This is a genomic window from Pseudomonas arsenicoxydans, assembly GCF_900103875.1.
Classification (GTDB): domain Bacteria; phylum Pseudomonadota; class Gammaproteobacteria; order Pseudomonadales; family Pseudomonadaceae; genus Aquipseudomonas; species Aquipseudomonas arsenicoxydans.
Window position 1 is genome coordinate 5162177 of record NZ_LT629705.1, and the last position, 24979, is coordinate 5187155.

The window sequence follows — 24979 nt, forward strand, 5'->3', positions numbered from 1 at the left end:
CACCTGAGCCGAACCCGTTCGCCGCCCTACTGCGGCGAACACCTACTCTTGCGTAGCCGATGGTATATGCCATGCGCCGCTATTATTCAGGTCCGGACTATCGTCGAGCACACAGCATTGCCGAATTGGCAGTGATGGCCCGCCGACGCTTGCCGCATTTCGCTTGGGAATACCTGGAGGGTGGTGCCGAAGAAGAATTGACCTTGCGCCGCAACCGTCAAGGCTTCGCGGATATTGCCCTACTGCCGCAGACCCTGGTGCCCTGCTCCGTAACGCAATCCCAGCGTTCGCTGTTCGGTCGAGAGCTGCCGCTGCCCATGGCGATCGGCCCCACCGGCTATAACGCCATGCTTTATCGCGATGCCGATATTCACTTGGCCCGCGCTGCAACCGAGCGCGGCCTGCCCTTTACCCTGAGTACCGTTTCCACCAGTTCTCTGGAGCAAGTGGTCGCGGCGGTGCCAGAGGTGAATCTCTGGTTTCAGCTCTACTGCCTGCGTGACCCAAAGGTCCAGGAAGACTTGCTCCTGCGCGCAGCCTCCGTGGGCTGCAAGACCTTGTTACTGACCAGCGACGCGGTGCTGCTGGGTAACCGGGAGTGGGACAAACGCAACTTTGTCCGGCCTCGGCAACTGAGCCTGCGCAACAAGATCGACGTGCTCAATCATCCACGGTGGATGGCCCAGACACTGTGGCCTCATGGCCTGCCAAACCTGGGCAACATCGAACGCTATCTACCCTCCGCGCAACGCACTATCGAAGGTGCCGCCCATTTCATAGGTTCGCAAATGGACACCGGCCTGGATTGGGATGCCCTCGCCCGCTTGCGCGACCGCTGGCCACAACGGTTGTTGCTCAAAGGGGTGCTGCACCCGATGGATGCCGAGAAAGCCATCGCGCTGGGTCTTGATGGCGTGGTGGTCAGCAACCACGGCGGCCGACAACTGGACGGCGTCCCGGCGAGCATCGATTGCCTCCCGGCGATCGCCGCCGTCGCCAAAGGCAAGCTCACGCTGCTGCTCGACAGCGGCATCCGCCGTGGCACCGACATTCTCAAAGCCTGCGCCCTCGGTGCCGATGCGGTTTTGCTCGGGCGCGCTACCTTGTATGGAGTGGCAGTCGGCGGGCAGGCGGGTGCCGGGCATGCGCTCGACCTGCTCGCACAAGAATTGCGTCTGGCCCTGTCGCTGCTCGGAACACCAGACCTGAACCAGCTCCACCGTCGCCAGCTGTGCGCGACGCCCTCCACATCCTTCACCGTGAGTTGAACCGATGAACGATTTGCAACAGACCCTCGAACAATTGCGCCTGGCGCTGGGTGATGGCGCGGTAGTGACGGGCGCCGATATCAGTCAACGACACTACAGCGACTGGACGGGCCATGCACCGGCCTGCCCTGCCGCACTGTTGCTGCCACGCACCACCGAGCAGGTCGCGAGCGCTTTGCGCATCTGCAATAACGCGCAACAACCGGTGGTCCCACAAGGCGGAATGACCGGGCTGGCCGGTGGCGCAGTGCCTCGTGAAACGGACATTGCCCTGTCCCTGGAACGCCTGCGCGGCATCGAAGAAATCGATCCTGCGGCGGCGACCATCAGCGTCTGGGCCGGCACTACGTTGCAAGAGATTCAGCAAGCAGCGCTCGATGCCGGATTCATCTTCCCCCTGGATCTCGGCGCCCGTGGTTCGTGCCAGATCGGTGGCAACATCGCCACCAATGCCGGCGGCAACGCCGTAATCCGCTACGGCATGACCCGAGATCTGGTGCTCGGCCTGGAGGTGGTCCTGGCCGATGGCCGGGTGCTGAATCTGCTCAACAAGATGATCAAGAATAACTGCGGTTATGACCTGAAACAGTGCTTCATCGGCAGCGAAGGCACTCTTGGGGTGATTACCCGTGCGGTATTGAAGCTGGCACCTCAACCTGGCGAAACCACCACCCTGCTCTGCGCCCTGCCCGATTACGCCAGTGCGGTCAGCCTGCTGCGCCGGGTACAGCGCAGCGTCGGTACGCCGCAAGCGTATGAGCTGATGTGGCAGGACTTTTTCCGCCTGGGGGTTTCCTGGCTGGAAAACCCGACCGCGCCGTTGTCGCTCGACCATCCGTTGTATGTGCTGCTCGAATGCGCCAGCCCTCGGGAGTTGCTTGAGCAGACACTGGAAGATGCCTTTGCCGCCGGTGAAGTGGTCGATGCGGTTTTGGCCAGCTCCCAGACCCAGGCTCGGGCGCTCTGGAAGATCCGTGAAGCGACGGGCGAATTTCCCCTGCGCATGAAACCTTTGAATTTCGACATCAGCCTGCCCATCGGCCAGATCGGCGACTTTGCCGAGCGCTGTCGCCAGCGTCTGGAGCAGCGCTGGCCGGGCAACCACAGTGTGTATTTCGGCCATATCGGTGACAGCAATCTGCACCTGACTGTGGACTGCGCTTCCTTGCCCGAGCCCGCCCCCATCCTTGAGGTCGAGGAGCTGGTCTACAGCGCTGTCGGCGAACTGGGCGGCTCGGTCTCAGCCGAACATGGCATCGGCTTGCTCAAGCGCGACTTTCTCCATCACTCGGTCAGCCTCGAGGCTCGCCAGGCGATGCAGCAACTCAAGGATTGCTTCGATCCCAAGGGCATTCTCAACCCGGGAAAAATCCTCGATTGAGTGCTGATTCAAGCTGTATATACCGCCATGGCACGTTAACTGCTGTAGCCCTAATGATTCATACGCAACGCATAACCAGAACCAACACACACCATAAGCCTCGCTGCACCTGATGAAGGAGTTACACCATGCAACTCGATTCTCTGTTCAGTAAAAAATTCAACGGTCTGTTCATCGCCTTGACCCTGGCTGGCGCCTGTATGGCAGCCCAGGCCGATCAGCTCGCCGATGTCAAAAAGGCCGGAGAACTGGTGGTGGGCACCGAACTGCAATTTGCGCCTTTCGACTTCACCGAGAACGGCAAACAGAAAGGCATGAACGCCGAGCTGTTCGAGCAGTTGGGCAAAGAGTTGGGCGTCAAGGTCAGATTCATGGACCTGCCATGGCCAAGTGTGTTGCCGGGGTTGGAAGCGAAGAAATTCGACGTCGTCGCAGGGCCTATCATCGTTACCAAGGCACGCAAGGAGCGTTACCACTTCGTCATGCCGATAGCCGAGGCAACCGTAGCGTTGATGGTCAGCGCCAAGGACAGCCCCATCAGCAAACCTGAAGACATTGCCGGCAAGGCTGTGGGCGCAGGTAAAGGCTCGGCGCAACTCGAAGAGCTGAAAACCTTCGCCGCCACCCTGCCGAAAAAAGTCGATGTCCGTGAATACATCGACAACAACCAGGCCTACGCAGAGCTGGGGACCAAGCGCATCGTTGCCGTCGCCAACTCGCTGCCGAACATCTCCTATGTCGCGGCCCAGCACCCAGACAAGTACAAAGTAGTGATGCCTCCATTTGGCAAGAAATCCTACTTCGCCTACCTGGGACGCAAGGATGACGACGCCAACAGCCTGATCGCCGCCCTCGATAGCGCCATGCTGAAAATGCATGAAGACGGTCGCCTTGCCGCCCTGCAAAAGAAATGGCTGGGCACCGAAATGGACGTGCCGAAAGCCGACTTCGAGCCGACCTGGTAAAGAAGGACCACGGGGTTTATGAACGGATCGCCGGCTCAGCCGAGCCGGTGATTTATCCATGCTGGAGGCACGACGATGTTCGATTGGCCTTTACTGCTGCAAAACCTGCCCCTTCTGCTGGACAGTCTGCTGGTGACCCTCGAAATTTCCGTCGCCGCACTGGCCATCGGCTTTGTCATCGGCGTGATCGTGGGCAGTCTGCGTCTTTCACCCCTGCCGCTGCTCCGGCGTTTGGGCGGCGCTTATATATTCGTGTTCCGTGGCATTCCGCTGCTGGTGCAACTGCTGTTCATTTATTACTTCCTGCCGCGTATCGGCCTGCCCAACGTTTCGCCCATGGTGGCAGCGGTGATCGGGCTGTCTCTGGCGGCGGGTGCGTATATCGCTGAAATCATGCGCGGTGGTTTTCTCGCCATCCCTGGCGGTCAGCTGGAAGCCGCCGGCCTGCTGGGCCTGAGCTCAGGGCAAATGCTGGTGCGCATTCGCGTCCCTCAAGCCGTGCGCCTGACCTTGCCGGCACTGGTCAACGAAATGATCCTGTTGATCAAGGCTTCGTCACTGGTGTCGGTGGTGGGTTTGGCCGACCTGACGCGCACCGCCCAGAACATTGCTGCCAGTGACTACATGTTCGTTCAGGACTACCTGATGCTGGCCGGCTTCTATTGCCTGATCAACATTCCGCTGGCGTTCTTCGGCGGCCTGCTGGAGCGTCATCTGAAGGAGCGCTACGCATGATCTTTGACCCCACGATCATCACCGACCATCTCGGCGAAATCGGACAAGGCTTCATGATCACCCTCGGCACCTGGTCTGCCGGTGTCGCGCTGGGCCTGATACTGGGCATGTTGATCGCGGTTGCCCAACTGTTCGGCAACAGCCTGGTGCGCGCGCCGTTGCGGGCGTTCATCGAGATGATTCGAAGTACACCGTTTCTGGTCCAGCTGTTCCTGGTGTATTACGGCGGCCCGTCTTTCGGTTTGAACCTGGACCCCATTCCGGCCGGCATTCTTGGCCTGGGCATTTATGGCAGCGTCTATTTCGCTGAAATTTTCCGCTCCGGCTTTCAATCCGTTGCCCGCGGGCAACTGGAAGCGGCCGACTGCCTGGGCATCACCCGCCTGCAATGCATTACGCGCATCCAGATTCCACAAATGCTGGTGATCATCCTCCCGGCACTGGTCAATCTGATCACCATCCTGTGCAAGGAAACGGCGGTGTTGTCGATCATCACCATCCCCGAATTGACCATGGTCCTCACCGGCATCGGCTCGGAAACCTTCGCCTTTGTCGAGACCCTGCTGGTGCTGTGCATCGGCTACCTGCTCCTGGTGGAAGCCTGCTCACGGCTGGGCATGCTGCTGGAAGTGCGCGTCGGGCGATTCATGCAGAAGCAGCCGCGATGAGCAACTTCCATTCGACGCCGACAGCTGCGCCACACTCATCCGTATTGAACGAATCAGGTGAAGCGATGAAGACTTCCAAGACACTCTCCGACAACAGCGCGCCGATGCTGAAACTGCACAACGTCGGCAAGAGCTTCGGCAACCTGCGGGTACTCAAGGGTATCGATTTGCAGGTCCGGCACTCTGAAGTGGTGTGCCTGATCGGTCCTTCCGGCTCAGGCAAAAGTACCCTGCTGCGCAGCATGGCGTTTCTTGAGGAGTACGACGAGGGCGAAATTTACATCGAAGGCCAGCTGCTTGGCTGGGTGCCGGAGAACGGCAAGGGCCGCAAGCGCGCGGCCCAGTCGCAAATCAATCTGGTGCGGCGCAACGTTGGCATGGTCTTCCAGCAATTCAACCTGTGGCCGCACATGACCGCCCTTGGCAATGTCAGTGAAGCCTTGCTGCGTGTGCGCAAGTTATCCGCCGATGACGCCCGGCAACGCGCCATGGCAATGCTGGATAAAGTCGGCTTGGCCCATAAGGCCGCGGCTTATCCGGCGCAGTTGTCCGGTGGTCAGCAACAGCGCGTGGCGATTGCCCGGGCATTGGCCATGGAGCCGCACATCATGCTGTTTGATGAACCCACCTCGGCCCTCGACCCGGAACTGGTTGGCGAAGTGCTGCAGGTCATGAAAACCCTCGCCAAGGAGGGCATGACCATGGTGGTGGTCACGCATGAGATGGGGTTCGCCGCTCAGGTCGCCGACTCGGTGGTGTTTCTCGATCAGGGCCAAGTGGTCGCTCAGGGCACCCCTCACGAAATATTTCACAACGCCGAACAGCCACGTCTGCAGCAATTCCTACAGAACTACCTGGATCGCAACGCTTTCTGGCAGGACACCAAAGAGGTTAGCCCGGTATGAACTCCAACGACCTGAATCTGCTGGCCCGCGCCGAAGTGCGCGACCTGGCCAGCTACAACGCCGGCCTCGGCTCGGATGCGGTGCGCAAGCGCTTTGGCCTGACCCGTGTAGCCAAACTGGGCAGCAATGAAAACCCGATGGGACCGGCACGCGCGGTCACCCCCGCGATGGCCCAGGCCTGCAGCGAGATTGCGCTGTATCCCGACGCCGGTTGCCAGGCATTACGCGCCGCACTCTCGAAAAAACTCGATGTGCCGGAAGATCAATTGGTATTCGGCAATGGCTCGGAAGATTTGCTGAGCGTCATCAGTCGCGTGTTCCTGGACCATGACGATGAAGTCGTCACCGTGGTGCCGTCCTTTGGGCTGCATTTTATCTACCCAATGGCCGCCGGTGCCCGGGTAGTGGGCGTGCCGATGACCGACGAAGGCACTTTCGACGTGGCGGGCATGGTCGCCGCGCTCACGCCCCGCACGCGGTTGCTGATGTTTTCCTGCCCGTCCAATCCGGTGGGCTGCACCCTGAGCGCCGATGAGTTGCAGCAGTTGCTCGACGCATTGCCCGCACAGTGTTTGTTGGTGTTCGATGAGGCCTATTACGAATACGCCCAATGGGAGGCCGACTATCCAGATTGCCTGGGCATGATTCAGGCCAGTGGCAAACCGTTCATACTGCTGCGGACTTTCTCCAAGGCCTATTCCCTGGCGGGCTTGCGAGTCGGCTACGGAATCGTCAGCGATCCGCTACTCGCCGATCTGATCAACCGTCTGCGCACGCCCTTCAATGTTAACCGCGTGGCCCAAGCTGCGGCGGTTGCTGCGCTGGCCGACGATGAATACCTGCACAGCTGTCTTTCCCATGTCGCCAGCGAACGCCGCAGGGTGGCGGCCGCATTGCACGAACAAGGCGTCGCGACAGCTCCATCCATGGCAAACTTTCTGTACTTCCACACGCCCTACCCTGCCGAAGTCATCAACCAGGCACTGCTGCGCGAGGGGGTCATCATCAAGCCTTGGCGCGAAGCTGGATATGCTCAGCACTTGCGGGTATCCATCGGAAGCTGTGAGGATAACGACCTTTTCCTCCAAGCACTGGCAACAGTCCTTGCCGCACAAGAAACACGGACCGACTAATGATTAAAAATGCACCGCAAGCGCTCTATCAGCGCGCGAAGGATTTTGTGCAAGGCCAGCTTCGCGCGGGCGTTTGGAAACCGGGCGACCTGATCCCGTCAGAGAACCGTTTGGTGCAAGAACTGGGCATGTCGCGCATGACCGTCAACCGGGCATTGCGCGAGCTGACCGAAGAAGGACATTTGGTGCGGATTTCAGGTGTAGGCACCTTCGTCGCTGAAAGCAAACCGCAATCGAACCTGCTGAGAATCACCAACATCGCTGACGAAATCCTCGCCCGAGGTCACAGCTACACGTGCAAAGTCCTGCACCTGGGACGCGAAGCGGCCTCAATGCCGGTGGCCGCCGCCCTGGCGCTGACCACCGGCTCGTCGGTTTTTCATCTGGTCTGCGTGCATTGCGAAGAAGGCGTACCGGTGCAACTCGAGGATCGTTACGTCAATCCCGAGCTGGTGCCGGATTTTTTGCAGCAAGACTTTGGCGAGCACCTGCAACCGGCCAGATACCTGCTGCAGGTCATCAGGCCCGATGAAATGGAACATATCGTCGAAGCCAGCCACCCCAGCAGCGATGAAAGCAAACACATGCAAATCGACGCCAATGAACCTTGCCTGGTCCTCATGCGCCGGACCTGGAGCCAGAGCAAAATTGTCACCTATGTGCGCCTGATTCATCCCTCCTCACGCTATCGCCTGGGCAGTCGACTGCCGGTGAATGGCGCACACAGAGACAGCTAAAAAACGGGATGAAGGTATGTGACTGCGGACGAACCACCGCCACGATGCTTTCGCGAGCAAGCCACGATCACTGTGGAGTCAGTGTGTAGTGGTAGTGGACTGCTCCTGTCTGTGGATGTACCAGCCAGTAATCATCCTTGTCTTTTTTTAGTCGATAACATTCTTTGGGGATTTTGGGCGAGGTGAAACAAATTACCCCATCCTTGACGGTCCAGTATTCCGTCTCGGGTGGTTTGCCTGACAGTGTGAATATTTCTGTCCCATCGGCATTAAAACTTAACGTATAGGGTAGGCCTGAAGGGCCGATATTATTGAGTTTGTTCCCAACCAAGGTGCTGCGGACTTGCTCATCATCAAGCGCCACCGCTGAAGGAGAAACCGGCTTCACTGTATTTCCACCAGACGTAGCACACCCGGATAAGGCAAGTACCAGGAACAGGCAACTCCAACGTTCAATATTCATACCGCACCTCCACTGTCCGCAAACCCCGATAAAACTTATCAATCAAAAGACAACAGTCACAGCCTTTATTTGACTTTAAACTTGTTATTGGTTTTGTTATTCACGCTATCGACAAACCAGATTGCAACCCCATCAGTGAGTACTTTATTGCACTCCTTGCCATATTTCTGATAGGTCACACAGATAACATCCTCCATAATCACCCAATGACCGGCCTGCTCAGGGTCGCTGGAAATCTGAATTACTGCAGTCCCGTCAGGGTTCAACGTTTCAGTAAAGGGATAGCCGGTAGACGTCACACTGGAATGTTTGCGACCTATCACCGTCGAGTTAATCTCGCTCCCACTTAGTTGTTTCGCGTTTGCCGGCGCAGCGGCGTGAGCATCAGCCGCAGTTTGATGACCAGAAGAAGAGCAGCCCGTCATGAACAGCACGACTAGTGAATAAATAATTACCTTATTCATAACCTTCACCTTGGTCTACGGATCCAATGCTTTTATGGTAGCCACTCAACAACCTGCAAATATATTTATTCACGATAAAGTTAATAGCGCAAAACCATCGAAGATGAATCATTCGTGAGACAAAGTTTAGGCGATAGGAATTAGAGGGTTGGTTTATTCTTTTCCAGTTCGCTTGCTACAGTTATTGGGAGGTCACCTCACCGTCAACCGATAGATCAAGGGTCCATCTGTCTTGTTCGAGGCAGCCGGTCGAACGCTGAATGACGGTGGTGTTTCAATGAGGGGCAGGACATCAGCCATTGATTACATTACGTATCAACTGAAATGCGCATCCGCGGCGTTATCACAGCAATGCCCTACCGATAAATTGGGCAGGATTTTTGTCTCTTCAGCGGCGACTCGCCTCACGTGTTTATAGAGAACCCGGTGTCGATGCCGATTTACAGATGACGTAGCCAAGGTGTCTCTCATGATTCAGAGCATTATGAAAACCGCTTGCCTGACCACCCTTCTTGTCGCGTGCGCAGCAATGCCGTTCGTTCAAGCGCAACCCTTGCCGCTCGGCAAACCCGGGGCTTTGCATAATGAAGACGTGGAGTGGCGTAGCTTTCCAGCGTTCCCGAAAGAAGTGAAGCTGGCGGTGGTGGTCGGCGACCCTAGTAAGCCAGGCCCGTACGTTGTGCGGGTCAAAGTGCCTGACGGCATTAAATTAATGCCCCATACCCATCCTGAAGACCGTATCTACACCGTAATGTCGGGTGTGTTTTATATTGGTTTCGGGTCTGTCTTTGATCCGGACAAGTTGATTGCTTACGGCCCTGGCAGTGTTGTAGTGCTCCCGGCCAATACGCCGCATTTTCATTGGGCCAAGTCGGGGGAGTACATCTCTCAGGTGTATGGAACAGGCCCTTTGGGGCTTGAGTATATTGATAGTCATGACGACCCTCGTAATTCGTCAAAATGAAGAACCTGCACGGCGAAGTCCGCTATGCGCACTCTGCGACTGGCGACGAGTACGCGGGATAGTCGATGTAGCCGTGCGCTCCCCCGCCGTAGTAAGCCTCCCTTCCCGCTTCGGCCAGTGGCCAGCCATGGCGCAAGCGATTAACCAGGTCGGGATTGGCTATAAACGGCCGGCCAAAAACCACCAGGTCGCTTAATCCTTCTTCGATGGCCTGCTGTGCTGTTTCACGGGTGAATCCGCCCGACACCATCAAGGTGCCGTCGTACGCTGCACGGAAATCTTTTTGAAAGTCCGGCGTGCCTAAATGGCTGGCGTGCAGGTAGGCAATCTGGCGTTGCGACAGTGCGCCGGCCAGGGCGAGCCAAGTGGCTTCTTCGCCATCAAACGGATGCAGATCCGCCAGGTGGGCAAAAGGCGACACGCGCACCCCCACCTTCGAACTGCCGATCTGCGCACTCACCGCATCGACCGTCTCCAGCAGCAATCGCAGGCGATTCGCAATCGGTGCACCACCGTAACGGTCTTCACGGGTGTTGAAGCCGCCGTTGATGAATTGTTCAAACAGATAGCCGTTGCCAGCATGAATTTCAACGCCATCAAAACCTGCCAACATGGCATTGGCCGAGGCAAGGCGAAAGTCTGCAATGACCTGCCGAATACCCTCGGCATCCAGGGCAACGGGCGCACTCACTGGCACTTGGGCAGGCTTGCCGTCGCTGTCGTAGGCGTGCACCAACGTTTGAGCGGCGGGCATGGCCACCGGCGCGACAGGTGAGCGTCCCTCCAACACGGAAGAATGCGAGACGCGGCCCACATGCCAGAGCTGAAGGAACATGCGTCCTCCCGCTTGATGAACTGCATCAGTCACGCGCTTCCAGCCTTGAATTTGCGCTGCGCTGTGGATGCCCGGGGTGTACAGGTAGCCACGTCCCTGTGGAGAAACCTGAGCGCTTTCACTGATGATCAAGCCAGCTCCGGCGCGCTGGGCGTAGTAGGTAGCCATGTCTTCAGACGGCACGGTGCCCTCGACGCGAGCGCGGGTCATCGGCGCCATAACGATGCGATTCGGCAGCGGCTGACCCGCGAGGTCATAGGATTCGAAAAGTGATGACATGAGTGATTCCTCCGCGTGATCTCAGGAATGTGACGGGAAGTACGGCAGCACGTACTCGCCAAGTTCATCGAGGATTTCGCCATAGGGTTGACGGCTGACCTTGGGGTTGAGCGCGATATGCGAGACGCCGGCAGATTGCGCTTGCTCCAGGTAATTGCGCAGGCCGTTGCGCCCCGCCCGGAAGCCGCCCTGGATGCGTTGGAACGGCTGATCCGGGTTGGTGCTGAGGTCCAGATAACCACCCAGGCCCAACGGTTTGAAGGCGTTGCGGTTCTCTGCCTCCTGCACGGTGGCGTGCCAACTCTCGCCCAACGATGCCAACCGCTCTGGGCTTTGGACGCCGGCAAGATAGCCATCGAGGTGCTGAGCCAACCATTCAATGCTCTGTTGCGCCTGGCCGACAGCAATTGAGGGAACGCGGCCATACGGCGCTTTCGGCACCAGATCGAGGTTGCCCGGCGAGCCACCGAATCGCTCGGAACGGAAACGGGGAAAACTCTGCTCGATCAGGGTTCGAAACACCGAAAAAGCATCACGGTAGCGATCGCCACGGGATTCATAATCGATGCCCAGCATCGGGTAATCGCTGTATCGATCGCCCGAGGAAAGGCCCAACACCAGGCGACCTTCACTGAGTTGATCGAGGGACGTCGCTTGCTTGGCCAGGTACATCGGATCACGGGTCGGCAGCACAATACCCGTGGTGCCCAGGACGATGCTGCGAGTGGCGGCGGCCAGGTAGCCGATGTAGACCAGTGGCTCAAAGATCTGCGCCACATCGCCATACTCCGGGTCGTAGAAAGGTATGTCGCGCATCCATAACGCACCAACGCCAAGCGCTTCGGCGCGTTGCGCCATCTCTACGTGATCACGCATGGTCGGAGCCGGTCGGCCCGGGTGGGTTTCGAGGGGCAAAATCAGGCCAATCGTCAGCGCCTCCGGTTTAAACAAGCGTTGAAACCCGGGATGACGCTCAAGCGAAGGATGGGCGGTCGGCAAAGTGGCTGGTTGAGCGGGTGACGAGAAGTGTGTGGCGGTAGTCATGATGGCAGTCCCGTGAGTGACGATGACTGACATATTTATTGAATCCTCAGGCTGGATAAACAGCAGTTCACGACCCTGACACGGTCCGCTGATTCCCCAATAGCGTTACCTTTCCCAAGGCACTCCCGCCTCCCAACGCTCAATCAACAGATCAATGAACTGGCGAACGCGGGGGGACAGGTGACGCTTGCTGGTGTAGACGATTCGGATGGGGTCGGGAGGTGCGCGATAGGGTTTCAGCACTTCCACCAACGTGCCGTCGCGCAGGTCGTTGCCGGTAATGTAGGTCGGCAGGTGAATCAGGCCGATGCCTGTCAGCGCTGCTTCTCGCGTGGCTTCGGAACTGTCGATGTTCAGTCGCCCTGGCTGTTCGTATAGATGAAGGCCGGCAGGTGTCTGGTAACGCCAGACGGTCGGCTGCTCGCCATTGAATAGAGCGATGGTGTCATGCCCGGCAAGATCAGCGGGCGTTTGCGGCACTCCGCGCTGGGCCAGATAGGCAGGCGAGGCACACGTCGCAAACTGCTGCCAAGCCACGGTACGGGTGAATAATTGTGAGTCATCGTTGGGCGTACCGATTCGAACGGCGATGTCGATGCCCTCTTCGATCAGATCAACAAAGCGATCGGTAAACCAGACATCCGCCCGCAGTTCAGGCCACTGTTTCAGATAAGCGCCCAGAATCGGCAGAATGTGGCGCTGACCAAAGGACAAGGGCGCAGTGAGTTTAAAGGTCCCGGTTGGTCTTCCACGGCGCAAGGCCATGGTCGCTTCCACTTCATCCAGATCTTCGAGAATCTGCCGCCAGCGCTCATAGGCCACCTGCCCCTCGTCAGTCAGACTCAGTTTGCGCGTCGTGCGATTGAGCAGTCGTGCGCCCATCCGGCTTTCCAGGCGAACTATACTTTTCCCCACTGCCGATCGGGTCAGGCCGAGCGAGGCCGCCGCAGCGGTGAAGCTTCCAGCCTTCACGGCACAGACAAATGCGGCGATGTCACCAAATCGGTTGGCTTCCATGGGTAGCTTTACTCCAGAACATTCAGAGAGTGTATGCGGAGCATAAAGCCCCCTGCGTTTCCTTTTCATTCATCAACAGGACTGGACCATGATCCTCAAGCGCGCAGGCTCGCAGCCATCGATAAAAGCCCCTGAAGCGTACTTCACCGGCACCGTCCGCATGGACCCAATCAACACCCCTCCTGAACCGGCCCGAGCGTCCATCGTCAGCGTCACCTTTGAACCCGGTGCTCGTAGCGCCTGGCACACTCATCCGCTGGGTCAGACGCTGATTGTCACCGCAGGCTGCGGTTGGACGCAGTGTGAAGGCGAACCAATCGTAGAAATTCGTGCCGGCGATGTCATCTGGTGCCCACCGGGTCACAAACACTGGCACGGCGCGAGCGCCACCACCGCCATGACCCATATTGGGGTCCAGGAAGCGCTGGACGGTGTGAGTGTCGTCTGGATGGAAAAAGTCACTGACGAGGAATATAACGTCGGCCCGACTGGCGAATGATTTGACCTGTTGAGTGAACCTGCCAGTTGAAACTCAATGGATTCAGGGGAAAAGCGCGGCGTGGTATTTCGGCACAGGTGCCTCATTCCACGCCACTCCATTCCTACGTTTTGCGGCACCCCGCAATCAAGCGGCGGCAAGGCCTCCGTCAATAAAATAGATCGCCACAGAAAACGTCACGATCGACAGCACAGTGCTGACCAGAATGGAGGTCGCGGCTTCACTTTGATAGGCGCCGGTCTGGTTCGCGAACATCGCCGGGATCGTCGCCGATGGAAGTGCGCAAAGCAGGATCATCTGCTGTGCGTACAGGCCACGAGTGCCCAGCAGGACCGTCGCGCCGAACATCAGCACAGGGTGAATGAACAGCTTGAGCCCAAGGTTGCCCCAGACCTCACCGGACATTTTCAGTTTTTCCGACGACATAATCAGGCCCAGGCACAGCAGGGATACGCCAGGCGTCGCCTTGCCGAGAAGAGTGAGGGACTCGGCAGCAAGCGGCGGCAACTTGACCTGCAGCACGGAAAGCAGAATCCCCAACGCCGGCGCCCACATCAGCGGACGGCGTACCGCCCCTGAAAGGCTGGACACGAACGCCTGGCCGCCACTGGCCTTTCCATCGGCGATGGTGAGCAACATGGTCGTCAGCGGAATCATTACCAGGCTCGCGACCAGGTTCAGCACCAGCACCGAGTAAATGCTGCCCGCGCCGAACATTGCGCCCAGGATCGGGATGCCCATGAAGGCAGCGTCTGGATAACCGTTCACGAAACCCTTGAGCGTTGCCACCTTGAGATTGCGGGAGCTGAACCAGCCGATCGCCAGCGCCATCGTGTACATGCCCATGATGCCGATGAAAGTCGCCACGATGAACTTGAAGTCGAAGAGCTGCTCACGGGGCGTGCTCGCCATCCCGACGAATAGCAACGCCGGGAATATCCAGCCAAGCACCAGCCGACTGATCAGCAGGCTGTCCGAATGGGTAAGTCGTCCACGCTTGCCGGCGATGTAGCCCAGCGCGATCACAAAGGCGACGGGTAAAATCGGTCCTACGATCCTGTCTAACATGTCATCAATCCTCGTATTTGTTTTTATCAAGAATGTCGTCATGACTGATCGAGGCCGACACCTCGGCTTCGATCAACACTGCAATGAACAAGCGGCTTTTGGGGTCAAGGTTTGAAGCGGTAGTCCCGAATCACGTCCGGGTCCGGCTCGATGCCGAGCCCCGGTCCTTGCGGTACGTCGATGCGGCCGTTACGCGGAATGATGGCGTCGCCATAGAGTTGCGCTTCGAGATCGAAGTAACGCCATTCGACCAGTGACTTGGCGCCGCCCAGGGCCGCACTTCCATGCACCGCCGCCAGCAGGCCGGGACCGTCATAAAAGGCGTGGACCATCACGGTGACGCCATGGGCGTTGGCCAGCGCATAGACTTTTTGCAATTCGGTGATGCCGCCCATTTTGGCGGGGCTCGGCTGGACGAAATCCACAGCGCCGGCCTCAAGCAGATGCTGGAAGTCCATGAGCGTCGAGGCATTCTCGCCAGCTGCCACCGGAATTCCGCCGTGCGCGCGCACCCTTGCCAGCCCCGAATAGTCTTCCGGTGGCCACACCGGTTCTTCGATCCAGCGCAGGTTCAACGGGCGAAGTTTCTCGGTCATGTCCAGCGCTTCGCGCACCGTCCATGGAGCGTTGACGTCGAGGGTGATTTCCACGCCAGGACCGGCGGCCTCACACGCCGCGCGGATGACGTCGATGTCCACCTCGTGCAGCTTGAGGTGACGGAAACCGCTGTTAACCGCGCGCTGCACATTGACGCGGATGAGTTCGGGGTCGGCATAACGGATCAGGCTTGCATACGCCGCAAGAGACGTCGCCTCACTGCCACCCAGCAACTGGTAGATCGGTTTTTCGGCGGCTTTGCCGGCGATATCCCACAGCGCAATGTCTATCGCCGAGAGACCATAGATAAACGCGCCGCTGCGACCGAAAACGTGAAATTTCTTCTGCAGATCGCCCTGTAACTTTTCCCGTCGGGTGACATCGCTGCCGATCAGTTCAGGCGCAAGGATCGTGTCGATCACCACTTTGACCGCCGGGATCGCAGTGAAGCCGAAGGTTTCGCCCCAGCCAACGATACCGTCGTCGGTGGTGATCTTGACCACGAGAGAATCGACCATTTGCAGGTCTTTCGGCCCCCAGACCCCGCCGGCCGATCGGCCACCGGTGGTGAAGGGAATACGAAGCGGAATGGTTTCAATGCTGGCAATTTTCATAAGACTGCGCCTCAAGCGGGTTGCGAAGCTGGCACAGCGATTTTTGGAATTCGCCCGTGTCAGGTTGAGGACAACGTACATGACGTTCTGTTGTCCTTCAACTGAACAACTGAGTGATTTCGATAGATCTCGATCTAAATTCCTACCATGTCATTGTTTTTATTGGTTTTTATATTTTATGCGCTTAACGAAATTCAGTTTTAACTGTCAGGAACAAGTCTTCTGATGTAGATTAAGCAGACAAGTGAGGGGATGAAAAAGAATGAGTGAAATGAATGTGCAACCCGTAACCCGACGACCTCATCTGGCCGAGCACATCGCCCGCTCGCTGAGCGACGAGATCGCTTCCGGACGGCTGCGACCGGGTGACCGCTTGCCCACCGAACAGTTTCTCTCGCAGAACTTCGGCGTCAGCCGCAACGTGGTGCGTGAAGGCATCGCCACGCTGCGGGCGCAGGGGCTGATTCAGTCACGCCAGGGTGTAGGTGTCTTCGTCTCCGAACCCCCGCAATCGTCGGAGCCTTTGGCTCCGCGCGCGAGTGCGCCGATGCTGGACGGCGACAACACCATCCGAAACATGTTTGAAGTGCGGGCCGTCCTGGAAAGCCAGGCCGCCGCCCTCACCGCTTCGCACATGACCCCCGCCAAGCTGAAAATCATTCAAGCCGCGGTCCTGCGCATGCAATACGAAGGCGAGCCGACCCTGGAAACCGTCAATGCCGACCTCGATTTTCACCGGGCCGTGGCAGCCGCGTCGGGCAACGATTATCTGGAGACGATGATTCGCACGGTGCTCGAACCGATGCGCGCGCTGATCACGATGACCTTCGCGCGGCGAGGCCCGGTGTTCAGCAACATTCCGCATGCGGCTCGCGGAGAACATGAACAGCTCGTACAAGCGTTCATCGATCGCAATGCGGCGGCGGCACGCCAGATCATGGGAGAACATATCGTCAACGCAGCCTCACGATTCGGCTACGAGATCAACTTTTTCTGACAGAGGGTGCAGCAACGCTCTTGTCTCGTTGTTCTACAAGACGGGCAAGTTGTTCCTTCGGCCATGCGAGCATGGCGAGTTGGCTGACAAAATCGTCAACTGCTCGCTGCGGCCTCAACCAGGCCAGCTACCCTTATGCGATAGGAAGCTTGGGAACACGTTCAAACCAAAGTATCTGAGCAACTTACCCTGACCTGAAAAGGTAGGTCGTCCATGTATCAGAACTTAGCCTTGCTTGCCGCCTTCCTCCTGGCCTACAGCATATTTGCCGGGAGATTCGAGTCACGCCTGCTTAATGGTCCGCTGATGTTCATGCTGGCGGGATTGATTCTGGGCCCGGCGGTGCTGGGCGTTCTGCAACTTCGGATTGGCAAGGAAGGCCTGAAAATCCTGGCTGAACTGACCCTGGCGATTGTTTTGTTCAGCGATGCGGCTAAAGCCGACCTCAAGGTGTTACGGGCACACGAAGGATTGCCACTGCGTTTGTTATTGATCGGTCTTCCACTGACCATCCTGAGTGGTTGGCTGGCGGGTATCTGGTTGTTTCCACAAGTTCCTTTATTGGAACTGGCCATCCTGGCAACCCTCCTGGCGCCCACTGACGCAGCGCTGGGCAATGCGGTTGTAAGCAACCCCAAGGTTCCAGCGCCGGTGCGTGAAGGTTTGAACGTGGAGAGCGGGCTCAATGATGGTATCTGTGTTCCGGTACTGTTGATGTTCCTGGCACTGCTGGTGGAAGAGCAAACGCGGTCTCCTCTCTCGCTGGCATCGGAGCTGTTTATTGAAGAACTGGGCATCGGCGCATTGGTGGGTATCACCATGACTCTCATCGCCTGGCTGTTGCAGCGTTACTCCGCAAAACACCGCTGGCAAGCACCCTTGTGGTCACAATTGACCCTGCCCGGGCTGGCGATTCTATGCTTCGCCACAGCGCAAGCCCTGGGCGGCAGCGGCTTTATCGCTTCCTTCGTCGGGGGGTTGCTTGCGGGCTATTTGTTTACCGAGCAAAAGCACCATCTGCTCGAGGCCGGCGAAGAAATCGCCAGCTTGTTATCGGTCATTACCTGGATCGTATTTGGCGCACTGGTGATCCCCTGGGCCTGGGAAAGTATCACCCTGAACATGTGGATTTACGCGGTGCTCAGCTTGACCGCAATCCGCATCCTGCCTGTATTAATCAGCCTGACGGGAACCCGCTTCGACGGCGAAACCCGTCTGTTCATCGGCTGGTTCGGACCGCGAGGACTGGCCAGCATCGTCTTCGCCGTGATAATCCTGGACTACCCACTGAACGCCAGTCGTACGCTGATTGCGACCGCTGCCTGTACCGTTTTACTCAGCGTGCTGCTGCATGGTTTAAGTGCCAATCCGTGGGTTGCACGACTGGCTGACAAGACGAAAAAAGGGACGGATATAGTTTAAGAAAACTATAAATCCATCCCCTTTTTTTCATGCTTTCAGGATGCCGCCCTCAAGCGGAAGGCATCAACTACGACCCACGGAACCTGTGACCGGTAAATTACCCAGCAACTTGAGCCCCGTACTTTTTACGAAAGCGTCATAGTCCATCGGTCGCTCGATTCGAGTTTCTGCGTTGGGTAATACATAAGCCCAGGCGCGCTTGGACGATACGTCGTAAACCAGCTTGAACAGACGGGTCGGCACCCAGACCTTGTTGTCGCCAATGGTGGTGTGACCCGAGTCAAAGAGCGGCCCGGTAAACACAAAAACATCGCCATCGGCGCGCTTGGCAAACTTCCTGACATCGGATTCGACCTTGCTCCAGGCCACTTTACCCCGATACACATACTAAGTATTAATATTCAATAGTTTAGAGGAGTATCTCAACTAATATGTATACTCATAAGAATTCTTCAGATTCTTGTCAGTGCAGAGTGTTTCTTAGATCCAGAACAGATCGCGCGACGCGCGGCCACCGTAAACATGAGTCCCCCACGGTACCTCAACAGAACGCTACGTTTGAAAATGGCCAAGCCACTGGTTCCACTCAAAGAGTTGATTTAAATCAATGAGCACTTTACCGCCTTCATTACATTGAAAATGTTCAAGTAGTGCTTTCCAGAGAAAGCGCGTACGGGGGGTTAATTAACTTTTTCATTCAAGGCTGGGATCGCCTATCTCTGCAATGGGAGGCTCCTCATGCACAAGAGAGTTCTCGTTTCGCCCTCCGAACTGGACGAAATGTTCAAGCGTGAGCCCGTCGTGCTCATCGACACCCGAGATGCGGCGAGTTACGCCGAGGCCCACCTGCCGGGCGCGGTAAATATCCATGAGATATTCACCTACTTGGCCACCACCACGCCCGAGGGCCTGACCGCATTGCACAATGTATTCGCCCAGGCGTTCGCGAAGGCAGGCTTGTCTGGCAGGGAGGTGGCGCTCGTATATGAGCAGTCCATGACCACTGGCTTTGGGCAGTCCTGCAGGGGTTATGTGCTACTCCGCTATCTCGGCTACCCTCGCGACAAGATCAAGATTCTGCATGGCGGCTACAGCGCCTGGCGCAACGCAGGACTTCCCAGTACCAGTGAAGCTTCCACGCCTGCCCCTGCCACTTTTCCTTCTGCCAATGGAGAACGCAGCCTCTTCGTCAACCTCGACGAAATGAAGCGGATAGTTGCCACCCCCAACATAGTGAAACTCGACGTACGGGACGTTGATGAATGGATCGGCGAAAGCTCATCGCCCTATGGAAAAGATTTCTGCCCGCGCAAGGGCCGCATACCTGGCTCCGTCTGGCTGGAGTGGTACCGGATGATGAAGCCGACCTCTCAGGGACCGATGTTCAAGTCACCCAGCGAGATTCTCGCGGAGTGCGCTACGGTCGGAATCGGCCCCGATACACCTGTGGTCGTGTTTTGCTTCAAAGGCGCACGTGCTTCCAATACTTTTGTGGCATTGGAAGAAGCCGGAATCAGGAACGTTCGCCTTTACCTCGGGTCCTGGAACGAATGGTCCCGAGACTTGACGTTACCCATTGAGGAAGGCCTTCCCTATTAGAAATACTTGCTGCCAGCGGGACCTCCAAAAATGCCTGTTGACGCCGACGCAGAATTGACCCGGTTGCCGAGATGTCTCTGATTTAGCCTGTTCCTCGCGAACCATTACCTTTGCTGAATTTGTGTAGATTTGGAGGTGGGTCAGTCTTGTGTCAGCACGTGATTAATTCGGCGTTTGCGTCAACACGTCACGGCAAAAAAGAAGTCAGAAGATACGCCTACGTTACGGCTAACCTAATTATTCAAAACTCCTGTTATAAAAAAATAACAATGAGGCTAGTCAATGGAAATCTCGCGATGGGCATTAGTTTGTATTTTATCCGGTGCATTGACGACACCCGCTTTTGCAGCGGACGCTCAAAAAATCTTCTCCCAAGGAGGGTCTAATCCAGGAGCCATAGCCTGCTCAACCTGTCATGGTGCGGACGGTTTAGGCATGCCTTCGGCGGGTTTTCCAAGGGTTGCAGGCCTGCCTGCTGATTACCTGACGAAGCAAATCTCTGATTTCCGCTCAGGCACTAGAGGCAATCCAATCATGCAGCCAATCGCTCAGGCATTGAGCGAAGACGAGGCAAAAGCCCTCGCAGTGATGCTCGCCAAGATGCCAAGTCCAGCGGTAAAACCAGTGAATCGCGCGCACGCAGCAAAAGGCCCCGGAGAAATCCTGGCCTTGAGAGGCGCATGGGATCGAAATATTCCCGAGTGCGTAGCTTGTCATGGTCCAAGTGGCATCGGTGTCGGTGCCAACTTTCCGCCGCTCTCCGGCCAGTCGGCTCAGTACCTCAAATCACAACTGAATGCCTGGCGGCAGCAAACTCGAAAAAATGATCAAGACGATCTCATGGGCCACATTGCGCGCTCACTCACCGATACCGAGGTCGAGGCTGTTTCCCAATATTTTGCTGATCTCAGTAAATAGAGGCCTGGCCATGAAATCCATCATCGCTGCACTTATTACTTTCAACATCATATCAATGGCTTGTGCTACTGAAATTGTAGAACCAACCGCGCCACCCGAAAGCCCTAATCCAACTCAGAATAAGGTTCCCACATTTCTCCCTCCCGCGGAGGAGACGCTACCTGACAATGCTTTTGGTCGATTAGTCCAGCAAGGCCACGCAATCTTTGTAGATACGAAAGCCAATGCATCCGAGTTCGTAGGAAACGGATTAAATTGCACCAACTGCCATTTAGAACAGGGAAGAAAAGCTGACTCTGCGCCTCTTTGGGGGGCTTACACAATGTACCCGGCCTATCGAAAAAAGAACGACAAGGTCAATACCTACGCTGAGCGCTTACAAGGGTGTTTTCAGTTCAGCATGAACGGAAAACCGCCTCCAGCGGACAGTCAAGTCATCGCTGCTCTTACCGCATACTCATACTGGCTCGCAACGGGCGCCCCTACAGGACAACAACTGCCCGGACGTTCTTATCCCGAGATTCCTCAACCAGCCGGAGGCTTCGATCTCGCCAAGGGAAAGGCTATCTACGCCAAGCAGTGTTCTGTATGCCACGGAGCTGATGGTGAAGGCCAGAGAGCAGGAAGCGACTATGTGTTTCCACCACTTTGGGGTAAAGATTCATTCAACTGGGGTGCGGGAATGCATCGAATCAATACCGCTGCCGGCTTCATAAAATCGAATATGCCATTAGGTAAGGGTGGAACACTCTCCTCCGATGAGGCGTGGCACGTTGCAGCCTATATGAACAGCCACGAACGACCAAAAGACCCAAGGATGATTGCCGGCTCTGTCGAGCAGACCAGATTGAAATTTCATGAGAATGATGGGGTCAATCTCTACGGGCAAAAGGTGAACGGAGTGATACTCGGCCAAGGTACTGAATGAGCCAGTTCAGACGAAACCAAGCTATCACTGACTGCGCGAGCGCCATCAAGTCATAGCTTGGTAGCGCTGCTTCTTCTCCAGCCGTCAATCCTCAATGTAGAAACTTTAACCAACCAGCAACTGCAAGTGACAAAAAACAGGTCCAGCCTGAGAAAAGCCAACGCCAGACGAGCATCCGCGGGACAAAACCCACACCTCTCACAAAGGCCACACTCATGGCTGCGAACAATGCCGTAGCCAGAACATGGTCAGGCTTCCCATTAGAGGCAGCCATCATGGGGGGATAGAGCGTACAAGCGAGCATGATCGCTAAAGCGATAACCAAACTCAGAAAATGAATGTGTGAGGTTGGTTGAGGATTAGCGACACGCGGCATCATGACAGTGTCTCGTCATTGTCGCTCAAGGCTCGGCCAGCTTCGTTCTCGCCCCACATCGCATTCAGTATCGCCAGTAGCAATGCAAAACCGACCCCAAGCATCCAGGCGAAATACCACATGTTCATTACTCCTTTGCCATCACTAGTAGGCGGAATGTTCGTTGGCTTTGATTTTCGCGATAGTTACCTTGCCCCGCATAACGCGATAAGCCCACGAGGTATAAAGCACAATCAGTGGCATGAAGATCAACGTAGCCCAGAACATGATGGCCAGGCTTAAGTGACTGGCGACGCTGTCCCACACGGTAAGACTTGCCCCAGGCATCGTTGATGACGGCATGACGAATGGAAACATCGACACGCCAGCCGTGCAAATAACACCGATTACCGAAAGCGACGACGCGATAAACGCTGAAAGTGTGCGGCGCGCCTTCAACAACAGGGCCGCACCTGCTGCGCCGATCAATCCCAATGCAGGCAGCAGCCACAGCAAAGGGTAATGGCCATAGTTGGCCATCCAGGCTCCAGCTTCGCGCACCACGGATTTGCCGAGAATGTCAGGCAGTCCTGCTGTATCAACTACCGACGTAATCCGATAGCCATCAATCCATTGCAGCCAGATGCCGGCAACGATAAATGAACACACCAGCACGATCGCTGCACCAACCCCACCTTTAATTGCCCTTGCCTGGATAACACCTTCAGTGCGATGTGCCAGATAAGTACCACCTTGCAGGGTGATCATTGCGCTGCTCACAATGCCGATTAGTAACGCGAAGGGATTCAGCAGTTGCCAGAAACTGCCGGTATATGTCGACACCAGAAAATCGTTGAAGTGGAAAGGTACACCTTGCAGCAGGTTGCCAAACGCAATCCCGAACACCAGGGGCGGCACTGCCCCACCCACAAAGAGTCCCCAATCCCAGGTGCTGCGCCAGGTGGAGTTGTGGATCTTGCTGCGATAGTCAAAACCCACCGGGCGGAAGAACAGCGCCCAGAGAACCAGAATCATCGCCCAATAGAACCCGCTGAATGCAGTGGCATACACCACTGGCCACGCCGCGAACAATGCGCCGCCCGCAGTAATGAACCAAACCTGATTCCCATCCCAATGCGGTCCGACGGTATTGATAACGACGCGACGCTCCATGTCATTGCGGCCAACAAAGGGCAGCAGCGTACCGACCCCCATATCGTGGCCATCCATGATGGCGAAGCCGATCAGCAATACACCAACCAGTGCCCACCAGATAATTTTCAGGGTGAAGTAATCAAGCATGTTGGAGTTCCTTCAAATGGGCATCGTGAACATAACGGCCGGTACCGAGGCTGCCAGGACCCTGACGGGCAAACTTGACCATCAGGAACATTTCAACCACCAGCAGCACGGTGTAGAAAACGATGAATCCCGCCAGCGAGCCATAGAGATTGTTGACGCTAAGCGTAGATACGCTCATGTGGGTCGGCAGCACGCCGTAAATGGTCCAGGGCTGACGGCCGTATTCAGCGACGAACCAGCCCAGCTCGCAGGCAATCCATGGCGCAGGCAGCATGCAAAGCGCCCAGCGCAGTAACCAGCGGCGTCGTGTGCAGGTCGACTTCAAGGTGCTCCAGAAGGCAAGTCCGAAGAGCATGAGCATGGCAACACCAAGGCCTACCATAATCCGGAACGCCCAGAACATAGGTGTCACGCGCGGTACGGTATCGTTTACGGCTTTTTCGATAATGGCCGGCGTGGCCTGGTTGACGTCCTCGACATACTTCTTGAGCAGTAGGCCAAAGCCCAGATCGGCTTTGTATTCTTCGAATCTCTTGAGAGCTGCCGAATCGGTGCGATTGGCTCTGACGGCTTCAAGGGCATTTACGGCGGTAATGCCTCGGAGAATTCGAGCGCGGTTCTTTTCTTTGATCTCATAAATGCCTGGAATTTGCTTGCTGACTGATCGTGTGCCAATCAGGCCCATCAGCCATGGCACTTCAACTTCCCAGTTATTTTTGGACTCGGCTTCATTAATACTGGCCACCAATGTCAGGCCCGCCGGCGCAGGCTTCGTTTCCCACATGGCTTCCATGGCTGCCATCTTGGTTTGTTGTGCCTCACCTACCGTGTAACCAGACTCGTCACCCAACACGATCACACTCAGCACTGATGCCAAACCAAAGGCCGCCGCCACCCGGAAGCTGCGTTTGGCGAACTCGACATCACGATTCTTGAGCAAATACCAACTGGAAATCGACAGCACAAACATCGAGCCGGTGACGTAACCGGCTGAGACGGTATGCACAAACTTGGCTTGTGCTACTGGATTGAAAACCACCGCCCAAAAATCAACCATCTCCATGCGCATGGTGATGTAACTGAATTCTGAACCCACCGGGTTCTGCATCCATCCATTGGCGATCAGAATCCACAACGCTGAAAGGTTTGTACCAACAGCCATCAGCAGCGTGACCAGCAAGTGGTGCTCTTTCTTCAGACGATCCCAACCAAAGAAGAACAGGCCAATCATGGTCGATTCAAGAAAGAACGCCATCATGCCCTCGATTGCCAGCGGGGCTCCGAAGATATCGCCGACGTAGTGCGAGTAATAAGCCCAGTTGGTACCGAACTGAAATTCCAGGGTGATGCCCGTAGTCACCCCCAGGGCGAAGTTGATGCCGAACAACTTGCCCCAGAAGCGCGTCATGTCTTTCCAGATAACATTGCCTGTCATCACATAGACACTTTCCATAATGACCAGCAGCCAAACCATGCCAACCGTGAGAGGTACAAAAAGAAAGTGGTAAAGCGCAGTGGCTGCAAACTGCAGCCGAGACAAATCCACCAGGTGTTCTGAAATCACTTGCTTGCCCCTTGAGTCGAGGTGGGTACGCCGAACCTGTCGCCGATGGTGTTCGAGTCGACGCTGACGCGCGAATCCCGGATGAACACCCACCACAACACTGTCAGCACGAGTAGCTTGATCACTACTGCCGTGAACAGATGGCGTCGCAGTCGTTTGTCGGAAATGGTCATGTCTATGCAGTTAGCACACGGCATGCCAAGGGAAAGAAGTCTGTTTGTATCGTTTTAAAACAGTTACTTAGACAACAACCCAGCG

At 56.5% G+C, this 24979-nt stretch carries 27 protein-coding genes and 1 pseudogene; 15 read left to right on the forward strand and 13 right to left on the reverse strand.

Translation table 11 applies throughout. From position 1 onward, the window contains the following. The first annotated feature begins 71 nt into the window (after nucleotides 1-71). The 8 genes from BLQ41_RS24015 to hutC all read left to right on the forward strand — a co-directional run bounded on the left by BLQ41_RS24015 (nucleotide 72) and on the right by hutC (nucleotide 7792). Nucleotides 72-1268 carry an alpha-hydroxy acid oxidase gene (locus BLQ41_RS24015; protein ID WP_090185333.1) on the forward strand — a complete coding sequence of 399 codons (1197 nt, stop codon included), beginning with the start codon at nucleotides 72-74 and terminating at the stop codon, nucleotides 1266-1268. Nucleotides 1269-1272: 4 nt separating this feature from the next. After that, the gene (locus BLQ41_RS24020) at nucleotides 1273-2649 is read left to right on the forward strand and encodes an FAD-binding oxidoreductase (RefSeq protein WP_090185335.1); all 1377 of its coding nucleotides are present in this window, start codon (nucleotides 1273-1275) and stop codon (nucleotides 2647-2649) included. Between the two features lie 128 nt (nucleotides 2650-2777). Then, nucleotides 2778-3614 carry a transporter substrate-binding domain-containing protein gene (locus BLQ41_RS24025; RefSeq protein WP_090185339.1) on the forward strand — a complete coding sequence of 279 codons (837 nt, stop codon included), beginning with the start codon at nucleotides 2778-2780 and terminating at the stop codon, nucleotides 3612-3614. Between the two features lie 75 nt (nucleotides 3615-3689). Then, nucleotides 3690-4349, forward strand: a complete 660-nt coding sequence (locus BLQ41_RS24030) for an amino acid ABC transporter permease (RefSeq protein ID WP_090185343.1) — start codon at nucleotides 3690-3692, stop codon at nucleotides 4347-4349. After that, the gene (locus BLQ41_RS24035) at nucleotides 4346-5017 is read left to right on the forward strand and encodes an amino acid ABC transporter permease (RefSeq protein ID WP_090185346.1); all 672 of its coding nucleotides are present in this window, start codon (nucleotides 4346-4348) and stop codon (nucleotides 5015-5017) included. The genes BLQ41_RS24030 and BLQ41_RS24035 overlap by 4 nt, the downstream gene beginning before the upstream one ends. Before the next feature lie 104 nt (nucleotides 5018-5121). Then, on the forward strand, nucleotides 5122-5922 hold the full coding sequence (locus BLQ41_RS24040; protein WP_167360547.1) for an amino acid ABC transporter ATP-binding protein: 801 nt from the start codon (nucleotides 5122-5124) through the stop codon (nucleotides 5920-5922). Further along, nucleotides 5919-7055 (forward strand): histidinol-phosphate transaminase, encoded by a 1137-nt coding sequence (gene hisC / locus BLQ41_RS24045; RefSeq protein ID WP_090185351.1) that lies wholly within the window; start codon nucleotides 5919-5921, stop codon nucleotides 7053-7055. The genes BLQ41_RS24040 and hisC overlap by 4 nt, the downstream gene beginning before the upstream one ends. Beyond that, the gene (gene hutC, locus BLQ41_RS24050; protein ID WP_090185353.1) at nucleotides 7055-7792 is read left to right on the forward strand and encodes a histidine utilization repressor; all 738 of its coding nucleotides are present in this window, start codon (nucleotides 7055-7057) and stop codon (nucleotides 7790-7792) included. The genes hisC and hutC overlap by 1 nt, the downstream gene beginning before the upstream one ends. Nucleotides 7793-7859: 67 nt before the next feature. On the opposite strand, the gene BLQ41_RS30580 is transcribed toward hutC, so the two are convergent. Together BLQ41_RS30580 and BLQ41_RS24055 are read right to left on the reverse strand one after the other, a co-directional pair. Continuing rightward, nucleotides 7860-8255, reverse strand: a complete 396-nt coding sequence (locus BLQ41_RS30580) for a hypothetical protein (RefSeq protein ID WP_157695042.1) — start codon at nucleotides 8253-8255, stop codon at nucleotides 7860-7862. Nucleotides 8256-8320: 65 nt separating this feature from the next. Then, nucleotides 8321-8719 (reverse strand): hypothetical protein, encoded by a 399-nt coding sequence (locus tag BLQ41_RS24055; protein WP_090185356.1) that lies wholly within the window; start codon nucleotides 8717-8719, stop codon nucleotides 8321-8323. Between the two features lie 469 nt (nucleotides 8720-9188). Here BLQ41_RS24055 and BLQ41_RS24060 point away from each other — a divergent pair, with 469 nt between their 5' ends. Continuing rightward, on the forward strand, nucleotides 9189-9683 hold the full coding sequence (locus BLQ41_RS24060) for a cupin domain-containing protein (RefSeq protein ID WP_090185359.1): 495 nt from the start codon (nucleotides 9189-9191) through the stop codon (nucleotides 9681-9683). Between the two features lie 22 nt (nucleotides 9684-9705). Here the strand turns inward: BLQ41_RS24060 and BLQ41_RS24065 are convergent, their stop codons facing one another. From BLQ41_RS24065 to BLQ41_RS24075, 3 genes are all read right to left on the reverse strand, one after another. Then, nucleotides 9706-10797: an alkene reductase gene (locus BLQ41_RS24065; protein WP_090185363.1), complete on the reverse strand. Its 1092-nt coding sequence runs from the start codon at nucleotides 10795-10797 to the stop codon at nucleotides 9706-9708. A 21-nt stretch (nucleotides 10798-10818) separates the two neighbouring features. Next, a complete protein-coding gene (locus tag BLQ41_RS24070; protein WP_231997063.1) occupies nucleotides 10819-11841 on the reverse strand; it encodes an LLM class oxidoreductase in 1023 nt (340 codons plus the stop codon). 105 nt (nucleotides 11842-11946) lie between these two features. Continuing rightward, nucleotides 11947-12858: a LysR family transcriptional regulator gene (locus BLQ41_RS24075; protein ID WP_090185369.1), complete on the reverse strand. Its 912-nt coding sequence runs from the start codon at nucleotides 12856-12858 to the stop codon at nucleotides 11947-11949. Between the two features lie 88 nt (nucleotides 12859-12946). Between BLQ41_RS24075 and BLQ41_RS24080 the strand changes: the two genes are divergently transcribed. Continuing rightward, nucleotides 12947-13357 (forward strand): (R)-mandelonitrile lyase, encoded by a 411-nt coding sequence (locus BLQ41_RS24080; protein ID WP_090185372.1) that lies wholly within the window; start codon nucleotides 12947-12949, stop codon nucleotides 13355-13357. A 126-nt stretch (nucleotides 13358-13483) separates the two neighbouring features. Here BLQ41_RS24080 and BLQ41_RS24085 read toward each other — a convergent pair whose 3' ends face one another. Together BLQ41_RS24085 and BLQ41_RS24090 are read right to left on the reverse strand one after the other, a co-directional pair. Beyond that, nucleotides 13484-14467, reverse strand: coding sequence for an AEC family transporter (locus BLQ41_RS24085; protein WP_231997064.1), 984 nt, complete (start codon nucleotides 14465-14467; stop codon nucleotides 13484-13486). Between the two features lie 62 nt (nucleotides 14468-14529). Next, nucleotides 14530-15636, reverse strand: a complete 1107-nt coding sequence (locus BLQ41_RS24090; protein ID WP_090185378.1) for a mandelate racemase/muconate lactonizing enzyme family protein — start codon at nucleotides 15634-15636, stop codon at nucleotides 14530-14532. 262 nt (nucleotides 15637-15898) lie between these two features. On the opposite strand from BLQ41_RS24090, the gene BLQ41_RS24095 reads away from it, so the two are divergent. After that, nucleotides 15899-16633, forward strand: a complete 735-nt coding sequence (locus BLQ41_RS24095; RefSeq protein ID WP_090185380.1) for a FadR/GntR family transcriptional regulator — start codon at nucleotides 15899-15901, stop codon at nucleotides 16631-16633. A gap of 213 nt (nucleotides 16634-16846) precedes the next feature. Further along, nucleotides 16847-18055, forward strand: a complete 1209-nt coding sequence (locus BLQ41_RS24100) for a cation:proton antiporter (protein ID WP_090185382.1) — start codon at nucleotides 16847-16849, stop codon at nucleotides 18053-18055. A 63-nt stretch (nucleotides 18056-18118) separates the two neighbouring features. Here the strand turns inward: BLQ41_RS24100 and BLQ41_RS24105 are convergent. After that, nucleotides 18119-18418 (reverse strand): annotated as a pseudogene (locus BLQ41_RS24105) (DNA/RNA non-specific endonuclease); the annotation flags it as partial. A 375-nt stretch (nucleotides 18419-18793) separates the two neighbouring features. Here BLQ41_RS24105 and BLQ41_RS24110 point away from each other — a divergent pair. From BLQ41_RS24110 to BLQ41_RS24120, 3 genes are all read left to right on the forward strand, one after another. After that, nucleotides 18794-19654, forward strand: a complete 861-nt coding sequence (locus BLQ41_RS24110; RefSeq protein WP_090185384.1) for a sulfurtransferase — start codon at nucleotides 18794-18796, stop codon at nucleotides 19652-19654. Nucleotides 19655-19936: 282 nt separating this feature from the next. Beyond that, nucleotides 19937-20572: a c-type cytochrome gene (locus BLQ41_RS24115; protein WP_090185388.1), complete on the forward strand. Its 636-nt coding sequence runs from the start codon at nucleotides 19937-19939 to the stop codon at nucleotides 20570-20572. Between the two features lie 10 nt (nucleotides 20573-20582). Beyond that, nucleotides 20583-21500, forward strand: coding sequence for a c-type cytochrome (locus tag BLQ41_RS24120; RefSeq protein ID WP_090185391.1), 918 nt, complete (start codon nucleotides 20583-20585; stop codon nucleotides 21498-21500). A gap of 91 nt (nucleotides 21501-21591) precedes the next feature. On the opposite strand, the gene BLQ41_RS31170 is transcribed toward BLQ41_RS24120, so the two are convergent. Genes BLQ41_RS31170 through cydP form a run of 5 tightly spaced genes read right to left on the reverse strand, consistent with a single transcriptional unit; the run spans nucleotide 21592 to nucleotide 24894 of the window. Beyond that, complete coding sequence (locus BLQ41_RS31170; protein WP_090185395.1) at nucleotides 21592-21879, reverse strand: cyd operon YbgE family protein; 288 nt, start codon at nucleotides 21877-21879, stop codon at nucleotides 21592-21594. Then, nucleotides 21876-21998: a cytochrome bd-I oxidase subunit CydX gene (gene cydX, locus BLQ41_RS24130; protein ID WP_090185398.1), complete on the reverse strand. Its 123-nt coding sequence runs from the start codon at nucleotides 21996-21998 to the stop codon at nucleotides 21876-21878. Before cydX ends, BLQ41_RS31170 begins: the two co-directional genes overlap by 4 nt. A gap of 22 nt (nucleotides 21999-22020) precedes the next feature. Next, nucleotides 22021-23157, reverse strand: coding sequence for a cytochrome d ubiquinol oxidase subunit II (gene cydB / locus BLQ41_RS24135; protein WP_090185400.1), 1137 nt, complete (start codon nucleotides 23155-23157; stop codon nucleotides 22021-22023). Beyond that, entirely contained in the window at nucleotides 23150-24721 is a 1572-nt protein-coding gene (locus BLQ41_RS24140) for a cytochrome ubiquinol oxidase subunit I (RefSeq protein ID WP_090185403.1), read from the reverse strand. The genes cydB and BLQ41_RS24140 overlap by 8 nt, the downstream gene beginning before the upstream one ends. Beyond that, nucleotides 24718-24894: a cytochrome oxidase putative small subunit CydP gene (cydP, locus tag BLQ41_RS30740; RefSeq protein ID WP_167360502.1), complete on the reverse strand. Its 177-nt coding sequence runs from the start codon at nucleotides 24892-24894 to the stop codon at nucleotides 24718-24720. Before cydP ends, BLQ41_RS24140 begins: the two co-directional genes overlap by 4 nt. Nucleotides 24895-24979: the final 85 nt, after the last annotated feature.

What these genes read in the sequence shown, in the direction of transcription:
- BLQ41_RS24015 (WP_090185333.1), top strand. Translation starts at nt 72, where the DNA reads ATGCGCCGCTATTATTCAGGTCCGGACTATCGTCGAGCACACAGCATT.
- BLQ41_RS24020 (WP_090185335.1), top strand. Translation starts at nt 1,273, where the DNA reads ATGAACGATTTGCAACAGACCCTCGAACAATTGCGCCTGGCGCTGGGT.
- BLQ41_RS24025 (WP_090185339.1), top strand. Translation starts at nt 2,778, where the DNA reads ATGCAACTCGATTCTCTGTTCAGTAAAAAATTCAACGGTCTGTTCATC.
- BLQ41_RS24030 (WP_090185343.1), top strand. Translation starts at nt 3,690, where the DNA reads ATGTTCGATTGGCCTTTACTGCTGCAAAACCTGCCCCTTCTGCTGGAC.
- BLQ41_RS24035 (WP_090185346.1), top strand. Translation starts at nt 4,346, where the DNA reads ATGATCTTTGACCCCACGATCATCACCGACCATCTCGGCGAAATCGGA.
- BLQ41_RS24040 (WP_167360547.1), top strand. Translation starts at nt 5,122, where the DNA reads ATGCTGAAACTGCACAACGTCGGCAAGAGCTTCGGCAACCTGCGGGTA.
- hisC (WP_090185351.1), top strand. Translation starts at nt 5,919, where the DNA reads ATGAACTCCAACGACCTGAATCTGCTGGCCCGCGCCGAAGTGCGCGAC.
- hutC (WP_090185353.1), top strand. Translation starts at nt 7,055, where the DNA reads ATGATTAAAAATGCACCGCAAGCGCTCTATCAGCGCGCGAAGGATTTT.
- BLQ41_RS30580 (WP_157695042.1), bottom strand. Translation starts at nt 8,255, where the DNA reads ATGAATATTGAACGTTGGAGTTGCCTGTTCCTGGTACTTGCCTTATCC.
- BLQ41_RS24055 (WP_090185356.1), bottom strand. Translation starts at nt 8,719, where the DNA reads ATGAATAAGGTAATTATTTATTCACTAGTCGTGCTGTTCATGACGGGC.
- BLQ41_RS24060 (WP_090185359.1), top strand. Translation starts at nt 9,189, where the DNA reads ATGATTCAGAGCATTATGAAAACCGCTTGCCTGACCACCCTTCTTGTC.
- BLQ41_RS24065 (WP_090185363.1), bottom strand. Translation starts at nt 10,797, where the DNA reads ATGTCATCACTTTTCGAATCCTATGACCTCGCGGGTCAGCCGCTGCCG.
- BLQ41_RS24070 (WP_231997063.1), bottom strand. Translation starts at nt 11,841, where the DNA reads ATGACTACCGCCACACACTTCTCGTCACCCGCTCAACCAGCCACTTTG.
- BLQ41_RS24075 (WP_090185369.1), bottom strand. Translation starts at nt 12,858, where the DNA reads ATGGAAGCCAACCGATTTGGTGACATCGCCGCATTTGTCTGTGCCGTG.
- BLQ41_RS24080 (WP_090185372.1), top strand. Translation starts at nt 12,947, where the DNA reads ATGATCCTCAAGCGCGCAGGCTCGCAGCCATCGATAAAAGCCCCTGAA.
- BLQ41_RS24085 (WP_231997064.1), bottom strand. Translation starts at nt 14,467, where the DNA reads ATGACGACATTCTTGATAAAAACAAATACGAGGATTGATGACATGTTA.
- BLQ41_RS24090 (WP_090185378.1), bottom strand. Translation starts at nt 15,636, where the DNA reads ATGAAAATTGCCAGCATTGAAACCATTCCGCTTCGTATTCCCTTCACC.
- BLQ41_RS24095 (WP_090185380.1), top strand. Translation starts at nt 15,899, where the DNA reads ATGAGTGAAATGAATGTGCAACCCGTAACCCGACGACCTCATCTGGCC.
- BLQ41_RS24100 (WP_090185382.1), top strand. Translation starts at nt 16,847, where the DNA reads ATGTATCAGAACTTAGCCTTGCTTGCCGCCTTCCTCCTGGCCTACAGC.
- BLQ41_RS24110 (WP_090185384.1), top strand. Translation starts at nt 18,794, where the DNA reads ATGCACAAGAGAGTTCTCGTTTCGCCCTCCGAACTGGACGAAATGTTC.
- BLQ41_RS24115 (WP_090185388.1), top strand. Translation starts at nt 19,937, where the DNA reads ATGGAAATCTCGCGATGGGCATTAGTTTGTATTTTATCCGGTGCATTG.
- BLQ41_RS24120 (WP_090185391.1), top strand. Translation starts at nt 20,583, where the DNA reads ATGAAATCCATCATCGCTGCACTTATTACTTTCAACATCATATCAATG.
- BLQ41_RS31170 (WP_090185395.1), bottom strand. Translation starts at nt 21,879, where the DNA reads ATGATGCCGCGTGTCGCTAATCCTCAACCAACCTCACACATTCATTTT.
- cydX (WP_090185398.1), bottom strand. Translation starts at nt 21,998, where the DNA reads ATGTGGTATTTCGCCTGGATGCTTGGGGTCGGTTTTGCATTGCTACTG.
- cydB (WP_090185400.1), bottom strand. Translation starts at nt 23,157, where the DNA reads ATGCTTGATTACTTCACCCTGAAAATTATCTGGTGGGCACTGGTTGGT.
- cydP (WP_167360502.1), bottom strand. Translation starts at nt 24,894, where the DNA reads ATGACCATTTCCGACAAACGACTGCGACGCCATCTGTTCACGGCAGTA.